General features: G+C 42.0%; 14 protein-coding genes. All 14 read left to right on the top strand.

The features are described 5' to 3' along the window. Window positions 1-40 precede the first annotated feature (40 nt). The 14 genes from pyrB (at window position 41) to rpoZ (ending at window position 15,984) form a co-directional block, all read left to right on the top strand. Entirely contained in the window at window positions 41-1,270 is a 1,230-nt protein-coding gene (gene pyrB, locus HXT46_RS02970) for an aspartate carbamoyltransferase (RefSeq protein ID WP_285064624.1), read from the top strand. An 86-nt stretch (window positions 1,271-1,356) separates the two neighbouring features. Beyond that, window positions 1,357-2,769, top strand: coding sequence for a dihydroorotase (locus HXT46_RS02975; protein ID WP_004111776.1), 1,413 nt, complete (start codon window positions 1,357-1,359; stop codon window positions 2,767-2,769). Window positions 2,770-2,853: 84 nt separating this feature from the next. Beyond that, window positions 2,854-3,888, top strand: a complete 1,035-nt coding sequence (gene pyrF / locus HXT46_RS02980; RefSeq protein WP_004138240.1) for an orotidine-5'-phosphate decarboxylase — start codon at window positions 2,854-2,856, stop codon at window positions 3,886-3,888. Between the two features lie 188 nt (window positions 3,889-4,076). Then, window positions 4,077-4,985, top strand: a complete 909-nt coding sequence (locus tag HXT46_RS02985; protein WP_004138030.1) for a dihydroorotate dehydrogenase electron transfer subunit — start codon at window positions 4,077-4,079, stop codon at window positions 4,983-4,985. A 6-nt stretch (window positions 4,986-4,991) separates the two neighbouring features. Beyond that, a complete protein-coding gene (locus HXT46_RS02990) occupies window positions 4,992-5,987 on the top strand; it encodes a dihydroorotate dehydrogenase (protein ID WP_415682790.1) in 996 nt (331 codons plus the stop codon). Window positions 5,988-6,061: 74 nt separating this feature from the next. Beyond that, window positions 6,062-6,754: an orotate phosphoribosyltransferase gene (gene pyrE / locus HXT46_RS02995; RefSeq protein ID WP_421786291.1), complete on the top strand. Its 693-nt coding sequence runs from the start codon at window positions 6,062-6,064 to the stop codon at window positions 6,752-6,754. Window positions 6,755-6,881: 127 nt separating this feature from the next. Next, entirely contained in the window at window positions 6,882-7,826 is a 945-nt protein-coding gene (locus HXT46_RS03000) for a hypothetical protein (protein WP_248911999.1), read from the top strand. Window positions 7,827-7,961: 135 nt separating this feature from the next. Next, a complete protein-coding gene (gene efp / locus HXT46_RS03005) occupies window positions 7,962-8,525 on the top strand; it encodes an elongation factor P (RefSeq protein WP_004115197.1) in 564 nt (187 codons plus the stop codon). Window positions 8,526-8,688: 163 nt separating this feature from the next. After that, a complete protein-coding gene (gene nusB / locus HXT46_RS03010; protein ID WP_048730236.1) occupies window positions 8,689-9,219 on the top strand; it encodes a transcription antitermination factor NusB in 531 nt (176 codons plus the stop codon). Window positions 9,220-9,407: 188 nt separating this feature from the next. Further along, window positions 9,408-10,622 (top strand): glutamine-hydrolyzing carbamoyl-phosphate synthase small subunit, encoded by a 1,215-nt coding sequence (carA, locus tag HXT46_RS03015; RefSeq protein ID WP_004111767.1) that lies wholly within the window; start codon window positions 9,408-9,410, stop codon window positions 10,620-10,622. Between the two features lie 29 nt (window positions 10,623-10,651). Beyond that, window positions 10,652-14,047, top strand: a complete 3,396-nt coding sequence (gene carB / locus HXT46_RS03020) for a carbamoyl-phosphate synthase large subunit (RefSeq protein ID WP_048730234.1) — start codon at window positions 10,652-10,654, stop codon at window positions 14,045-14,047. 3 nt (window positions 14,048-14,050) lie between these two features. Continuing rightward, complete coding sequence (gene pyrF / locus HXT46_RS03025) at window positions 14,051-14,950, top strand: orotidine-5'-phosphate decarboxylase (protein WP_004115188.1); 900 nt, start codon at window positions 14,051-14,053, stop codon at window positions 14,948-14,950. A 22-nt stretch (window positions 14,951-14,972) separates the two neighbouring features. Next, a complete protein-coding gene (gene gmk / locus HXT46_RS03030) occupies window positions 14,973-15,590 on the top strand; it encodes a guanylate kinase (protein ID WP_048730232.1) in 618 nt (205 codons plus the stop codon). 109 nt (window positions 15,591-15,699) lie between these two features. Continuing rightward, window positions 15,700-15,984, top strand: a complete 285-nt coding sequence (gene rpoZ / locus HXT46_RS03035) for a DNA-directed RNA polymerase subunit omega (protein ID WP_004111763.1) — start codon at window positions 15,700-15,702, stop codon at window positions 15,982-15,984. The last annotated feature ends 7 nt before the right edge of the window (window positions 15,985-15,991 follow it).

Raw genomic sequence — 15,991 nt, forward strand, 5'->3', positions numbered from 1 at the left:
GCGGTCGTTTGCCAACTAGCGAAAGGTAAGCGGTTCTATTATGACGAATGTATTTTCTGATTCTTCTAATCAAGTTTTTTCTCGTTGCGCAATTGCTCAATCGTTAGCAAACAAAAGCGTTGTTACTTTAGACGATATTTCCACTGCGCAAATACGAATGCTTTTAGACAAAGCCCGATATATTGACGAGCACAGAAAAGAAGTGGCCCACACTTGCGATGGCAGAGTGTTGGCCACTCTTTTTTATGAGCCGAGCACGAGAACGCGACTAAGCTTTGAAACGGCAATGCTTCGCTTAGGTGGAAAGGTGATTGGTTTTGCAGGCGCACAGCTTTCTAGTGCAAGCAAAGGCGAAACGGTTAGCGACACTTTAAAAGTGGTGTCAAATTATGTAGATGTTGTAGCTATGCGTCATCCTAAAGAAGGTGCTGCATTTGTGGCGTCGCATGCAGGAAGTGTTCCTGTTGTTAACGCAGGAGATGGTGGTCATATGCACCCTACTCAAACTCTTGCAGATTTAGCTACAATTCTTGCACGATTTGGCAGGCTGAATAATTTAACAGTTGGTTTATGTGGAGATTTAACATACGGCCGCACTGTTCACTCGCTTATTGAAACTTTATGCCGCTTTGGAAACGTTCACTTTGTGCTAATTAGCCCAGATGAGCTTAAAACTCCTCAGTACGTAATCGACCGCATTAATGATACACCTTCGTGCTCTTACGAAGAAACGCACAATTTGATGGAAGTTATTGGCAGTCTAGACGTTCTTTACATGACTCGCGTGCAAGAAGAGCGTTTTACAGATCGCGAGCAATACTTGCGACTTCGTGACACTTACATTTTGACAGAAGAAAAATTGCAAAAAGCAAAATCTTATATGCCAGTGCTTCATCCACTTCCTAGAATTAACGAAATCGCTGTTGATGTTGATGACGATCCTCGTGCAGCATATTTTGAACAGGTTAAGAATGGCATGCTTATGCGAATGGCATTAGAAAGCTCTGTTCTTGGAGATGAGCTTCCAGGATATGAACCGACTGATTTTGTCAATGTTCCTAAAGATGAGTTGGAAGCTTACGATGCTCATGGAATTTCGTTGGCTAATCCTCGCGTTCACATATCTGACGAGAATGCTCCAGAAAATCTTATATGTCCTAACTCTCGTTGCATAACAAATAGTGAGTTGACTCTTAAGCGTAGATTCTATAAAGCTGAGTCAGATAGACATGAGTATCATTGCTTGTATTGTGATGAAGAATTGCAGTGAATCCAAGTAGAATATACGTAAATAATATAATTCAAAATTAAAAATAAAACTGAATAAAAATAGAAATAAGCAAAACTAGGAGCAATATGAACGACTCACGCATGTTAACCTTGCGAAATATTGCCGTTTGGGATACTGGCGAGCGAATCGATTTGGTTGTAGATGGCGTTAGACAAGACGCTTTAATTGAACAAAATGCCCGAATTTACGGGGAAATTGATGCAAGCGATTGGATTGTTGCTCCTGGTTTTGCAGATCCGCACGTGCATTTTAGGGATCCTGGTCAAACTGATAAAGAGACAATGATGACTGGTGGCAATGCTGCGGCTGCTGGAGGATATACGAATGTGTTGATTATGCCAAACACAATTCCAGCTGTTGACGGTGAGCCTTGGAATGATGCTCCTTTTGATGTAGAAAACGTTATAGATTTTTTGCAAAGATACGGGTGTATTTATGGCGTAAAATTGCCAGTCCACTACGATTTAAGTGTTTGTGCTTCAATAAGTAGGCAAGGTTTAAAACCAAGCAATATTGAACTTTGGAAAAAATATGTTCATGGTGTTGATGATAATCAAAAAACTTCGCCTATGAAAAAGCATCCAATTACTGCCATAAGTGATGATGGTTCTGCTGTTACAAATTCGATTTTGCTAGACGTTCTTAAAATGGCGAAAGAAACAGGATTACCGCTTCTTGAGCATTGTGAGCACCATGATTATGGCTCGGTAAACGAAGGACCAGTTGCTAAAATTCTAGGTGTTGGCGGAATTCCTGCGTCTACGGAGCTTGCGATTGTTAATAGGGATATAGAAGCAGTTCGCAAAACAGGTGTTCACGTGCACTTCCAGCATGTTAGTACGGCTGCTGCTTTTGAAGCTATTCGCAAAGCCAAGAAGGAAGGTTTGCCGATTACTTGCGAAACAGCCCCACATTACGTTGCTCTTTGCGATGAGGATGTGCTTAAGTATGGGTCAATGGCAAAGATGAATCCACCACTAAGATCTAAAGCGGATCGACAGGCAACTCTTGCTGCTATTGCAGATGGCACTATAGATATGATTGCCACAGATCATGCTCCTCACACAGCAGGTGATAAAGCTGGCGATTTTGCTAATACTCCAAATGGGATTATTGGTTTGGAATGTGCTTATGGTGTATGCCGTAAAGTTCTTGTTGATGCAGGATATACGGATGATAAGCACTTAATTGAACTTATGTCGATTAATCCTATGCAATTTATGAGTAGAAGGCCTACAGATGTTGCAGCTTTGCTTAACGTGTCTTCGCGTTGTGCCGTGAGACGAACATTAAAATTAAGTGAAACTGAACATCCAGAAAATATTGATTTAGTGCTTATTAATATGCGTGAAAAATGGAGCGTTGATGCGAATTCATTCCATTCAAAGGCTCGTAATACTCCATTTGAAGGATGGCAGTTACAGGGAAGACCAGTGGCTACTATTGTTGGCTCAGAGATCGCCTTTTCTCGTATGTAATTTGTGTATTTTATAAGTCGTGTTTTATAAGTAAAGACAAAGACTAAAAACTAAAAAATAGTTTGCGGCTAGTAGAGGAACAATATGGACGAACTGATAGAAGAAATAGCAGCGAAGCAAAACCCTACTGTTGTTGGATTAGATCCAAAGCCTGGGATTTTGCCTGCGCAAATTTTAAGTGGATTATCTGATGAAGTTTTGCAAGAAGTCGAAGATGAAGAGGCTTTGCCAACCTTGCTTGCTGCATCGTACTTTGAGTTTAATCGTGCGATTATTGATGCGATTTATGACATTGTTCCAGCTGTTAAGCCGCAAATTGCAATGTATGAGGCGCTTGGTTCAGCTGGAATAGACACTTATGCTATGACTTGTGATTATGCAAAATCACGTGGGTTATTTGTTATTGGTGACGCAAAACGAGGCGATATTGGTTCCACTGCAGCTCAGTATGCAGCACATTTGCGAGGATTCGCTAATCTTGATTCGTATTTCAAAGATGATTCTTACGATTTTAACGAATCTTTAGTTAATCTTCTTAAAAGCGCTAGTACAAAAGATGTGTGGCACGAGGATTCGTTTACTGTAAACCCGTATATGGGTTCAGATGGTGTTAAGCCATTTATAGATGAGGCAGTAGCGCGTAATAAAAATATTTTTGTTCTTCTACGCACATCTAATCCTTCTAGCAAAGAGCTTCAAGAACTTGTTGTTGAAGATGGCAAACCAGTTTATGAGCATATGGCAGGTTTGATAGAAAAATGGGGTGAATCAAATATTGGGACTAGAGGGTATTCGCGAGTAGGAGCAGTAGTGGGAGCAACTCATCCAGAAGAAGGTAAGCGTTTGCGCGAGATTATGCCGCACACTTTCTTCCTTGTTCCAGGTTATGGCGCACAAGGTGGAACGGCACAAGATGTTGCTGGAATGTTTGATGAAAATGGTCGAGGTGCAATAGTGAATTCTTCTCGCGGAATTATTGGTTCTTGGCGAAAATCGCAAGATTATGTTAAAAACAAGTCTTCTCTTTCTCTTAATAATATTCTTGAGATTGTATCTGATTCTGCTCGCAAATCTGCTTTAAACATGAGGGATGATTTAAGACAAGCAGTATATAAATAAATCGTGTGTTAGTGTTAATGCAAAGCGAATCACAATTCGGAAATGTTTCAAGGTCATTGTGTCAAAATTGTGAATATGCGCGTGTAAAAACAATTATGCATGTATAACTAAATATAACTAAAACTAAAAATAGCTAAAGATAGCTAAATTACGCAACGATACGACTACATAAGGTAGGGTAAAACTAGATGAGTGATGGCATGTTTATTCAAACTCGAAAATCTTTGAGAAACGCCATATTTACGTTACGTGAAGACGCTTATGATTCTTCGGGCGCAGATTCTTTTAGTGCAAAAAGTTTGCACGCTGATGATTTAAAATACACTCGTCTTTTAGGTCGCCGTGCTATAGAAGTTCTTGATAATCAAAAGCTTGATGAAGGTGTGTATCGCTTAGTTTTGCGCGATGATGCTATTGCTAAAACTGCCACTCCTGCGCAATTTGTTAACTTATATTCTCCAGATTCTACGACTATGCTTCCTCGACCATTTGGTGTTGCAAGCGTTGATGGAGATACTTTTACTCTTATTTTTGCTGTGATTGGTAAGGGCACTGCCGAGTTTGCGCAGCTTAAAGCAGGAGACACTGTAGACGCTTTAGGACCATTAGGATTGGGCTTTGATATTTCTAAGCCAGCGCACTATGTTCTTGTAAGCGGGGGATTGGGTGTTCCTCCTTTGATTTGTGCTGCACAGGCGATTGCAAAAAACAAGAATTGCAAAGTGACTGCGGTTCTTGGATATCGCGATAATCATTTTGCTGACTCATTTATGAAGGAATACGTTGATAATGTTTATAGCATTAGCAACGCGCAAGGAACTGTTATTACTTTGCTTAATGAACTAGAGCAAGAAAATCATTTTGATTTTAATGGCGATTTGCCTATTGTTGTTCTTTCTTGCGGTCCTATGCCAATGATGAAGGCTGTAGCTCATTGGACGCATGAGCGTAATGTTAAATGTCAATTAAGCCTAGAAGCAAGAATGGGATGCGGATATGGAACTTGTGTTGCTTGCGTTGTAGATACTTTAGAAGGCAGACTTAAAGTTTGTAACGAAGGACCAGTGTTTGACTCTGAAAGATTAGGCTGGGAGTAAAAAGATATGAGTAACGAAATGAATAATACTTTAGAGAATGTGCAAAATAGCGCGCAAAATAATGCATCAACTCTTGGATTTGACACAAGCCACGTTTGGAAACACAGCACTAAAGTAGCTGGAGTTGAATGGAAGAATATGGTTGGAACAGCGTCTGGCACGTTTCAGCTTGCAGCTTGCGCTCACTTTTACGATGTGAGTCAGCTTGGTGCAATTTGCACAAAAGGCGTTTCACCTGTTCCTTGGCAAGGAAATCCTGCTCCGCGCACTGCAGAATCGCCTTCTGGAATGGTGAATGCTGTTGGTTTGCAAAATCCTGGAGTTGACCACTATTTAGTAGACGAGCTTCCAAAGTTAAAAAAGCTTGGAGCGCTTGTAATCACAAATGTTGCTGGCCACAGTGATGACGATTATGCTCAAGTTGTTGAAAAGCTTGCAGATTCTTCTGCAGACATGCTTGAAATTAACGTAAGTTGCCCAAACGTGACTCACGGCGGAATGAGTGTTGGCACGGATCCAGTGGCATTGCACCGCTTAATTAAGCGACTTCGCGCAATGACAGATAAACCAATGATTGTAAAAATGACTCCAAACGTTACTGATATAGTCTCGATTTGCAAAGCTGCTGTTGAAGCTGGAGCAGATGCTTTAAGCATGATTAATACGCTGGTTGGTTTGCGAATTGATATTCGCACAGGCGAGCCGATTATTGCAAACCGCACAGGAGGTGTTTCCGGTCCTGCTATTTTCCCAATTGGACTTGGGTTTGTGTGGAGAGTTCGCCAAGCTATGCCAGATATTCCAATTATCGGCATTGGTGGAATTGATTCTGGCGAAAAAGCTTTGGAATACTTGTATGCTGGCGCTAATGCTGTAGAAGTTGGTGCTGCCGCTTTGGTGGATCCTACTGCTCCTATTCGCATTGCTCGCGAGCTTGACGATTTGCTTGATTCGCGTCCAAAGCTTGCGTCTTTACTTGCCGAAGGAAAGACTTGGCGCTGAAATTAAGTATTTAATAAGGTACTTAGAAAGTATTTAGAAAGTATTCAAAATTATTTTAAGAAAGAGAGCTAATTATGGCAGAATTAGACGAACGTTTTACAAAGTTTTTGCTTGATTCAGGCGCACTTAAATTTGGTGACTTTACGCTAAAATCTGGTCGTCAATCACCTTATTTTATTAACGCTGGAGCTTTTGACGACGGAATGAAAATCGCGAGCTTAGGAGCATACTACGCTCAGCGCGTTGTTGCAGCAATCGAAGATGGCAAACTTCCGCAAGACATTGATACTGTTTTTGGTCCTGCTTATAAGGGTATTCCTCTGGCAGTTTCTACGGCAATGGCTTTGACGAATAATCACAATATGCCTGTTGGTTTTACTTTCGATCGCAAAGAGCGAAAGGACCATGGCGACGGCGGAATTATGGTTGGAAAACCGTTAAAAGACGGCATGAAAGTTCTGTTAGTTGACGACGTGATGACCGCTGGAACCGCAGTTCGCGAAACTTTGCCAAAGCTTAAAGCAGAAGCAAATGTGCAAGTTGTAGGCTTGATTTTGGCAGTAGACAGAATGGAACGCACGAAAGATAGTGAGCTTTCTGCAGTAAAAGCAGTAGAGCAGGAGTTTGGATTCACAGTTTTGCCAATTGCTAACGTGCGTGAAATTTTTGCTGCAGCACAAAAACTTACTAATAATGATGGAAGCGCTGTTATGGATGAGAATTTAGCTGCTCGAGCTGAAAATTATTTGCGAGAATATGGTGCGTAAATTGTTTGTGCAATATAGACTTATACAATTATAGACTTATATAATCAAGCAATTATATAAGTCATGTATGAGTTGTGTTCTTGCTATTTTATTCATACATAGGTTTGTTAAACAGGAATGGCGGATTATGAAAGAGGACAATAACGAATATCAGGATTTGAATGATATAGCTTCATTTAATAATCCGCCTGAGTATGAGCAAGATGTCATTTTTGATCGGTCTAGTAATGATTCAAACAGATCATTATTAAGCGATAAGAAAGCTATTGCAGTGATTATATCTATTTCACTTACTGCAGTGGCAATTGTTATCGGAATATGGTTGTCTTTGTTTGCGAATAGTTCTAAGAGTAATATAAACGCGGGCGAGCCATCTAAAAAGTGCGTGCAGTTGCGTACACAAGTTCTTTCAGCTAAAGCTAATCTTAAAAAAATTATTTCAAGCCAAAACGTGCATGATGCTTCTGAAATAAAATCTTCCGATTTTGATGCTGATTTTGATTCAGTTAAGGATGCTGTTGACGATTTTCAATCTTCCTTAAATTATGCCAATGATGATTTGAAAAATGATATTTCAGATTGTCCAGTTGGAGCCAGTTCTTACGATTCACCATCAGTCGAAAATAAGCTTTCCAACCAGTTGGATACTTTGAGTAAAGATGCTGATTCGCTTAAAAAATCTTCTGATAATCTTTTAAAAACAAGCAGAACTTCTTTTGGCGATCAATTGTTAAATCTTGTTAAAAAAGCTAGAGAGCTTGTAGAAAAAGCGAAAGATTTGCCTATTTTAGCTGTTGCTTCTAAAAGTCTAGAAAATGCTATTAATGATGCTGGTAATGCTCTTGCTAAAAGCAGCAATAATTATCAAGAGTTAAGACAGTCTTATCAAAAAATAAAAGCTGTTATAAGCCAGTACGAAGATAGAATTAAAAAAGTGAGCGATAGATTTTTAAGTAGAGATGGCAATGGGTATCCTTTTGATGCTCCACATCCTCAGGATGATCAAGGTGGCTATATTCCAATGGGTCGTAGTCAAAACTCAGAGTCGTCGGAACAAAACGATCAAGAGTAACGAATAATCGCGTTAAATGCGTGTTGTTATTTTAGTTGTTATTTTAATTAGTTGACGCTTTGTGGCATAATAAGCAAGGTTTATTTCTTAGCTGTGTATATTGCAGCTTTAATTAACGAAAGAAACGGATAACTCGTGGCACAGACTACCAATGATATTAAAAATGGATCGGTTTTGAACCTTGAAGGTCAGCTTTGGACCGTTATCAAGTTCCAGCATGTTAAGCCAGGTAAAGGTCCTGCTTTTGTGCGTACCACCATTAAGAACGTGCTCTCGGGCAAGATTGTCGACAAGACTTTTAACGCCGGCATGAAAATGGAGTTCGAGACCGTTGATAATCGCACTTTGCAGTACTCTTATGAAGATGGCGATAACTTCGTCTTTATGGATATGAACACTTATGATCAGGTTTATATTCCTAAGGACTTAGTTGGTGAACAAAGCAAGTATTTGCTTGAAGGCACTGATTGCATTGTAAGTTTCCATGACGGCACTCCTTTGAGCGTTGAGCTTCCAGCTTCTGTAATTTTGACCATCACTCACACTGAACCTGGTTTGCAAGGTAACCGTTCTAACGCTGGCACAAAGCCTGCAACTGTTGAAACTGGTGCTGAGATTCAGGTTCCACTGTTTGTTGGCGAAGGTGAAAAGGTGAAGGTTGACACTCGTGACGGATCTTACCTTGGTCGTGAAAACTAATTAAATTTTTTGTATAAAGCGACTCGGCGGCGATTCTTGTTGCTGAGTCGTTTTATTTTGCAATAGCTATTTTGTGCAATATTTGATATATATTGATGTAAGTTTAATTCTTGTAGACTTTAAGGATCTATAAGATTATGTAGTTTGATAGAAAGACGATACTATGGCACGTTCCACCGCTCGCAAAAGGGCTTTGAATACGCTGTATGAGGCAGATGAAAAGAATCAAAATATTCTTTCTTTGCTTGAAGAACGTTTGAAGGAGCCAGGTGCGCAAACTCCTCTTCCAGATTATGCTGTTGATATTATTCGAGGAGTTGGTGAGCGTAGAAATAGGATTGATAAGACGTTGAATCGTTATTCTACTGGCTGGAAAGTCGGAAGAATGGCGGTGATTGATCGTAATATTTTGCGAATAGCTGTATGGGAGATTCTCTTAAACGACGAAGTGCCAGATAAGGTTGCTATCGATGAGGCTATTTCTCTTGCAAAAATGTATAGTGATGATGATGCTATTGCGTTTATTCATGGCTTGTTGAGCGCGATTATGGCAGACAAAGAAGCTTGCTTAGCAAAGTTTAATGGTGAGGCATCTACGGAAGATACTGCTGGAGAAGTTAATGAAACTGAAGCAGCTGATTCTTCAGATGTTGAACAATCTTCTAATGAATTTAATACTGATTCTGTTGAGTGAATTTAAAATTGCGTGTAATCCGTTTAGTGCAGTAGCATTAAGCGGATTTTTTTTATTATGAATTCGTAGTAATGAATTCGCAATAATAATTTGCATTAAGAAATTGTTGATAGCTATTATCGGCGCGTCGCCGTCCGCCAATCTGAGTAGACTTGCCACGAATAACCTAAAGCCATAAGGGGGTTAAGGTGGGCTATAACGACACCTTCGCTGGATTCGGCACTGATGATGCAGTATTAGTATTGGAAGACGGACAAGTTTACGTTGGTAAACCATTTGGCGCAAAAGGTTCTACGCGCGCTGAAATCGTGTTCTCTACAGGAATGACTGGTTACCAAGAAACGCTTACTGATCCAAGTTATGATCAACAAATAGTTGTTCAAACGTTCCCACACATAGGAAATACGGGAATTAACAATGAAGACCCAGAATCTTCAAAAATATGGGTTGCAGGATACGTGGTAAAAGCTCCAAGCCCTATTGTTAGCAATTGGAGATCCACTGGTTCCTTGGAAGATGATTTAGAAAAACAAGGGATAGTAGGAATCAGTGGTATTGATACGAGAATGCTGGTACGACATTTACGCTCAGTTGGCGTTATGCGTGCCGGCATTTTTTCTAATGAAGCACTGATAGACAAATCTACTGGAGCAATTCGTACAGTTGCGTCTTTTGTGAATGAGATTAAACAAACTCCTCAAATGCAAGGCTTGCGATTAACTGACGAAGTTAGCACGCAAGAAGCTTATACAATTGAGCCTTGTGGAGATTACGAAGGCAAGGAGCCTCTTTACACTGTTGTAGCTGTGGACTTTGGTATAAAAGCCATGACTCCGCATCGTTTGGCACAGCGTGGATGCCGTGTGCACGTTGTAAGCTCCTCAATAAGCTTTGAGTCACTTCAAGCACTTAACGCAGATGGCGTGTTCTTCTCGAATGGACCAGGTGATCCTGCTCAAGCAAATCGAGAAGTGGAATTATTGCGTAACGTGTTAGACGCAGGATACCCATTCTTTGGAATATGCTTTGGAAACCAGCTTTTAGGTCGCGCGCTTGGGTTTGGAACGTACAAGCTTAAGTTTGGTCATCGTGGCATAAATCAGCCTGTAAAAGACGTGACTACTGGAAAAGTGGAAGTTACGGCTCATAATCACGGCTTTGCTGTAGACGCACCTATTGGTAAGACTGTTCAGTCTCCTTACGAAAATGGACATTTTGGTCGCGTAATAGTGTCTCATGTAGATCTTAACGACAATGTTGTAGAAGGCTTGCAATGCCTTGATATTCCAGCTTTTTCTGTGCAATATCATCCAGAAGCAGCCGCAGGACCTCATGATGCATCGTACTTGTTTAACCGCTTTGTAGAACTTATGCAAAATCACAAGAATAAAAGCGAAAAATAGTAGGTATAAAGGGATAAAAGGAATTTATAATGCCAAAACGTGCTGATATTAAATCCGTAATGGTTATTGGTTCTGGTCCAATCGTAATTGGTCAGGCTGCAGAATTCGACTACTCTGGAACGCAAGCTTGCCGAGTACTTCACGAAGAAGGAATCCGCGTAATTCTTGTAAACTCTAATCCTGCTACTATTATGACGGACCCAGAGCTTGCAGACGCAACATATATTGAGCCAATAGACACGGCAATTTTGGAGCGCATTATTGCTAAAGAGAAGCCAGATGCGCTTCTTCCAACATTAGGTGGTCAAACTGCTCTTAATGCCGCAATGGACTTGGGTCGTGCAGGAATCTTAGAAAAGTATAATGTAGAGCTTATTGGTGCATCTCTTGAGGCAATCGACCGCGGTGAAGACCGTGAGCTTTTCAAAAAAGTTGTTGAAAAAGCTGGGGCAGAAAGTGCAAAATCCTTTATTGCTCACTCAATTGAAGAAGTAGACAAAATTGTTGAAACACTAGGGTACCCAGTTGTTGTACGCCCAAGCTTCACAATGGGAGGTTTAGGCTCTGGAATTGCTCACAATCAGGAAGAATTACATCGCATTGCAGGAGCAGGTATTCACTATTCTCCAACAGACGAAGTGCTTATTGAAGAAGGCATTGAAGGCTGGAAGGAATTTGAGCTTGAGCTTATGCGAGATTCCAAAGACAACGTTGTTGTTGTGTGCCCAATTGAAAACGTTGATCCTGTAGGCGTTCACACGGGAGACTCGATTACAGTTGCTCCATGCTTTACGCTAACAGATCGCGAGTATCAAAAGATGCGCGATATTGGCATTGCGATTATTCGAGGCGTTGGCGTTGACACCGGCGGATGCAATATTCAGTTCGCAATCAACCCTCAAACTGGTCGCATTATCGTAATCGAAATGAATCCGCGAGTTTCGCGTTCTTCTGCGCTCGCATCTAAAGCAACTGGTTTCCCGATTGCAAAAATCGCTACAAAACTTGCTCTCGGCTACACTTTGGACGAAATTCAAAACGATATTACGCGTTCAACTCCTGCAAGCTTTGAGCCAACGATTGATTATGTTGTAACTAAGATTCCGCGCTTTGCTTTTGAAAAGTTCCCTGGAGCAGACACTACGCTTACAACTTCTATGAAGTCAGTCGGCGAAGCAATGGCTTTGGCTGGAAACTTCCAGGAATCTCTTGGCAAAGCAATGCGCTCAATCGACAAGCGTCACGCTTGCTTTAACTGGGACGGAGAGCGCCCAAGTAAAGAAGAAGTTAGTAATCTTCTTGAAGAAATGCACACTCCAACCGAGCACCGCTACTTGCAAATTCAGCGCGCACTATGGGGTGGGGCTACGCCTGAGCAGATTTTTGACGCAACAAAGATAGACCCATGGTTTGTTGAGCAGCTTTCGTTAATTAACAAAACAGCTTTAGAGGTTCGTGAAGCAGAAAATTTGACGCCAAAAGTGTTAAAGAATGCTAAGCTTGCTGGTCTTTCGGATGTTCAAATTGCGCATTTGCGTAATCTTGGCGATGAAGGCGAAAACATGGTTCGTGAGCTGCGTTGGGCGTATGGATTGCATCCTGTTTACAAAACGGTTGACACGTGTGCTGCCGAGTTCGACGCTGTAACGCCTTACTACTATTCTTGCTACGCTGACGAAAGCGAGCTTAAGCCACGCGATCGTGAAGCTGTAATCATTCTTGGCTCTGGTCCAAACAGAATAGGTCAGGGTATTGAGTTTGACTACACTTGCGTTCATGCTGTGCAAGAGCTGGGTAAGGATTACGACACAATCATGGTCAATTGCAATCCTGAAACAGTTTCTACAGACTACGATATGTCGGATCGCCTTTACTTTGAGCCGCTTACTTTTGAAGACGTGCTCGAAATTTACCAAGCAGAAAAGAAGCTTGGTCCTGTTAAGGGCGTGATTGTGCAGCTTGGTGGTCAAACGCCACTTTCGCTTGCTGCGCGTCTTAAAGCTGCAGGAGTGCCAATTTTGGGAACTACGCCTGAGGCTATTGATTTGGCGGAAAATCGTGAGCTTTTCGGAGAGGTTCTTCGCCAAGAAGGCATGAATGCTCCTCGATACGGCACAGCTTTGAGCCTTGAGGAAGCAAAAGATGCAGCTCACGCAATTGGTTACCCTGTTCTTGTGCGACCAAGCTACGTGCTTGGCGGTCGTGGCATGGAAATCGTGTATGACGATGCTCAGCTTGCAAAATATGTGGATCGCGCGTTACAGGAAGCTCAAGCAGACACTGTTGTTTCTGGTCGTTTGCCTTCGCCGCTTTTGATTGATAAATTCCTTCAGGACGCTATTGAGATTGATGTTGACGCACTTTACGACGGCAACGAGCTTTATATTGGTGGAATTATGGAGCATGTTGAGGAAGCTGGCGTTCACTCGGGTGATGCTGCTTGTACTCTTCCTCCGAGCACGCTTTCGGATGATCAAATTCGCCGTCTTAGGGAGGGCACGCTTTCGATTGCTCGCGGATGCTCAGTTCGTGGTCTTATTAATGTGCAATACGCTTTTATGGCAAACACCTTGTACGTAATTGAGGCGAATCCTCGAGCGTCTCGTACTGTTCCGTTTGCGTCTAAAGCTACGGGAGTTGCTCTTGCTAAAGCTGCTGCTCGAATTATGGCTGGCGAAACAATAGCACAGCAGCGAAAGCGCGGTCTTCTTCTTCCTAAGGGAGATGGTGGAGATATTCACCCAGGCCAGCAGGTTGCTATTAAAGCTTCCGTTTTGCCTTTCAAACGTTTCCGCACGCCTGTTGGTCGCACAGTTGATATTTTGCTCGGACCAGAGATGCGCTCTACTGGAGAAGTTATGGGCTTTGACCGCGACTTCCCACATGCTTTTGCTAAGAGCCAGCTTGCAGCTTACAAGGGCGGTTTGCCTACAAGCGGCAACGTGTTTGTGTCTGTAAGTGATGCAGATAAAAGACAATTGCCGCTACTTGCAGTGCGCCTAGTAGAGCTTGGATTTACTATTTGGGCTACCGAAGGTACAGCATCTGTTCTTAGACGCTACGGCATTGATTCCGTTATTGTTGATAAGCTTTCTAGCCTTGGCGACACGGCGAAGGATGTGCGAAATGCTGAGCCTTCGCATGAAAGAATCGGCAAAAACGTGGTTGAACTGATTGAGAATGGTAAGATTGATATGGTGTTGAACACGCCGAATTCCAGAGGGTCACGTACGGATGGTTATGCTATTCGTGCAGCTGCTGTTGCAGCAGACCTTCCGCAATTCACTACAATTACGGAGTTTGCACCAGTTCTTATGGCTATAGAAGCTGTTAAGAACAACGATTACCAGGTGATGAGCATTCAGGAGCATGCCAAGCAACTGTTTGCAATCGAAAAGGCAGAAAACGAAGAAAGTCGGGCTTAATACATGACCGAAAGCATACGAGAGCAGGAATTGCAGGCGCAAAGATCCGATTTTGGATTGCGTCTAAAAAACGCTATGGCAAAATACGGTCCATTATGCGTTGGTATAGATCCGCACCGCAAGATGCTGCTTAATTGGGGATACAAGATGGATGCTCAAGGAGCAGAATTGTTCTCCATGCGTATGCTTCAGGCCATGAACGGCAGAGCTGCTGCCGTAAAATTCCAGTCGAGCATGTTCGAGCGTTACGGGTCTAAGGGGTTCGCGGCGCTCGAACGAGTGCTCTATGCTGCAAGGCAAATGGACGTAATTACTATTGTGGATTGCGGTCATGGTGGATTGTCTACGACAATCTCTGCGCTTGCCGACGCATATTTTAAGCCAGATGCGCCTCTTCTTACTGATGCTATTACACTTCTTCCGTATTACGGAGCTAGGTCAATGGGTGGGTTGATTAATGAGGCTCTTAATAATGGCAAGGGAGTGTTCATTGCTTCGCTAACGTCTAATCGCGAAGGTGCTAGCTTGCAAACTGCTATTCGTCAGACTGGTTCCTACCGCGGCACAACTGTTGCTCATGGTATTGCTCAAACTGCGCAAATTTTTAACAATAATACAAAGGGCATGGGTTCTGTTGGCTTAATTGTTGGAGCCACTATTGGGGATTGGATGAATGGCGGTGGAATCGATTTAACGAGTTTTACTGGCCCGATTCTTTCTCCAGGTTACGGTTGGCAGGGAGCGGAAGCTAACGATTTGAAAACGGTTTTTGCTGGCACGCATGGAAATGTTTTAGTAACAGTTTCTAGGTCTATTGCTTCTCATGGTCCAGATATTGGTGCATTATCTACTGCAACTGAACGAATAGCTTGGGATATTCGTCAAGCTTTAATGGATTCATGAAAATTATTTAAGAGAGTCAAATATGGTTAGTTTAAACGATACACATAGTATGCCAGTCGCTACTAAAAGGCGTTTGATTGTTCTTACTGGTCCTACTGCAGCTGGTAAGGGCACTGTTGAGGGAGTATTGCGCGAAAAACATCCTAATATTTGGCTTTCTGTTTCTGCGACTACCAGAAAACCTCGTTATGATGAGTTTAATGGAATTCATTATTGGTTCATTGATGAAGAAGAGTTTGAGCGCAGGAAGAGGAACGGAGAGTTTCTGGAGACTGCTCTTGTTCATGGAATGGCACATTATGGCACTTTAATTCAGCCTGTTTTAGATCATCTTGCTCAAAACGTTCCAACTCTTTTAGAAATTGATCTTCAGGGAGCTAGGAGAGTTAAGCAGGAAGCTTCTAGATTAGGTTTAGAAGTCGTATACGTATTTATTGCCCCTCCTAGCTTTGAGGAGCTTAAGCGTCGACTTATTGGTAGAGGCACTGAAACTCCTGAGCAGCAGGCTAAGCGTCTGCAAACCGCTAAAGTAGAAATGGCTGCGTCTAGCGAGTTTGATTTTGTGATTGTTAATGACGATGCTCAGCGCGCTGCAGATGAACTTTGGAAGATAATAGCTAAAGAATACGATTTAGATTAATTTAAATTAATTTAGATTAATCTAAATGAGTAATTCCTAAATATCCTTGCAATAGCTTACAATAGTCTACTTGGAAACTATTGTGGCACCATAGAATATGGAGAACATTATGGCATTGGGCACTAAGCCAACACCTACGGGACTTGCAAATCCGCCTATTGATGATTTGATGCAGCATGCGGATTCCAAGTATGCGCTTGCCTTGTTTGCCGCAAAACGAGCACGGCAGATTAATTCTTATTTCACTCAGCTCAACGAAGGATTGTTGCAGAATGTCGGTCCTCTTGTTGATTATAGAAACCAAGAGAAGCCTCTTTCTATAGCATTCCGAGAAATTAATAAAGGTTTGCTGGTGGAGAATCTTGGTGAAGATGATATGAATGAGGGAAATTAAGTTTTCT

The organism is Gardnerella sp. DNF01204, from assembly GCF_049244145.1.
Classification (GTDB): Bacteria; Actinomycetota; Actinomycetes; order Actinomycetales; family Bifidobacteriaceae; genus Bifidobacterium; species Bifidobacterium vaginale.

Bases quoted from the DNA above. Each gene is read 5' to 3' on its own strand.
- pyrB (WP_285064624.1), top strand. From the start codon at position 41: ATGACGAATGTATTTTCTGATTCTTCTAATCAAGTTTTTTCTCGTTGC.
- HXT46_RS02975 (WP_004111776.1), top strand. From the start codon at position 1,357: ATGAACGACTCACGCATGTTAACCTTGCGAAATATTGCCGTTTGGGAT.
- pyrF (WP_004138240.1), top strand. From the start codon at position 2,854: ATGGACGAACTGATAGAAGAAATAGCAGCGAAGCAAAACCCTACTGTT.
- HXT46_RS02985 (WP_004138030.1), top strand. From the start codon at position 4,077: ATGAGTGATGGCATGTTTATTCAAACTCGAAAATCTTTGAGAAACGCC.
- HXT46_RS02990 (WP_415682790.1), top strand. From the start codon at position 4,992: ATGAGTAACGAAATGAATAATACTTTAGAGAATGTGCAAAATAGCGCG.
- pyrE (WP_421786291.1), top strand. From the start codon at position 6,062: ATGGCAGAATTAGACGAACGTTTTACAAAGTTTTTGCTTGATTCAGGC.
- HXT46_RS03000 (WP_248911999.1), top strand. From the start codon at position 6,882: ATGAAAGAGGACAATAACGAATATCAGGATTTGAATGATATAGCTTCA.
- nusB (WP_048730236.1), top strand. From the start codon at position 8,689: ATGGCACGTTCCACCGCTCGCAAAAGGGCTTTGAATACGCTGTATGAG.
- carB (WP_048730234.1), top strand. From the start codon at position 10,652: ATGCCAAAACGTGCTGATATTAAATCCGTAATGGTTATTGGTTCTGGT.
- pyrF (WP_004115188.1), top strand. From the start codon at position 14,051: ATGACCGAAAGCATACGAGAGCAGGAATTGCAGGCGCAAAGATCCGAT.
- gmk (WP_048730232.1), top strand. From the start codon at position 14,973: ATGGTTAGTTTAAACGATACACATAGTATGCCAGTCGCTACTAAAAGG.
- rpoZ (WP_004111763.1), top strand. From the start codon at position 15,700: ATGGCATTGGGCACTAAGCCAACACCTACGGGACTTGCAAATCCGCCT.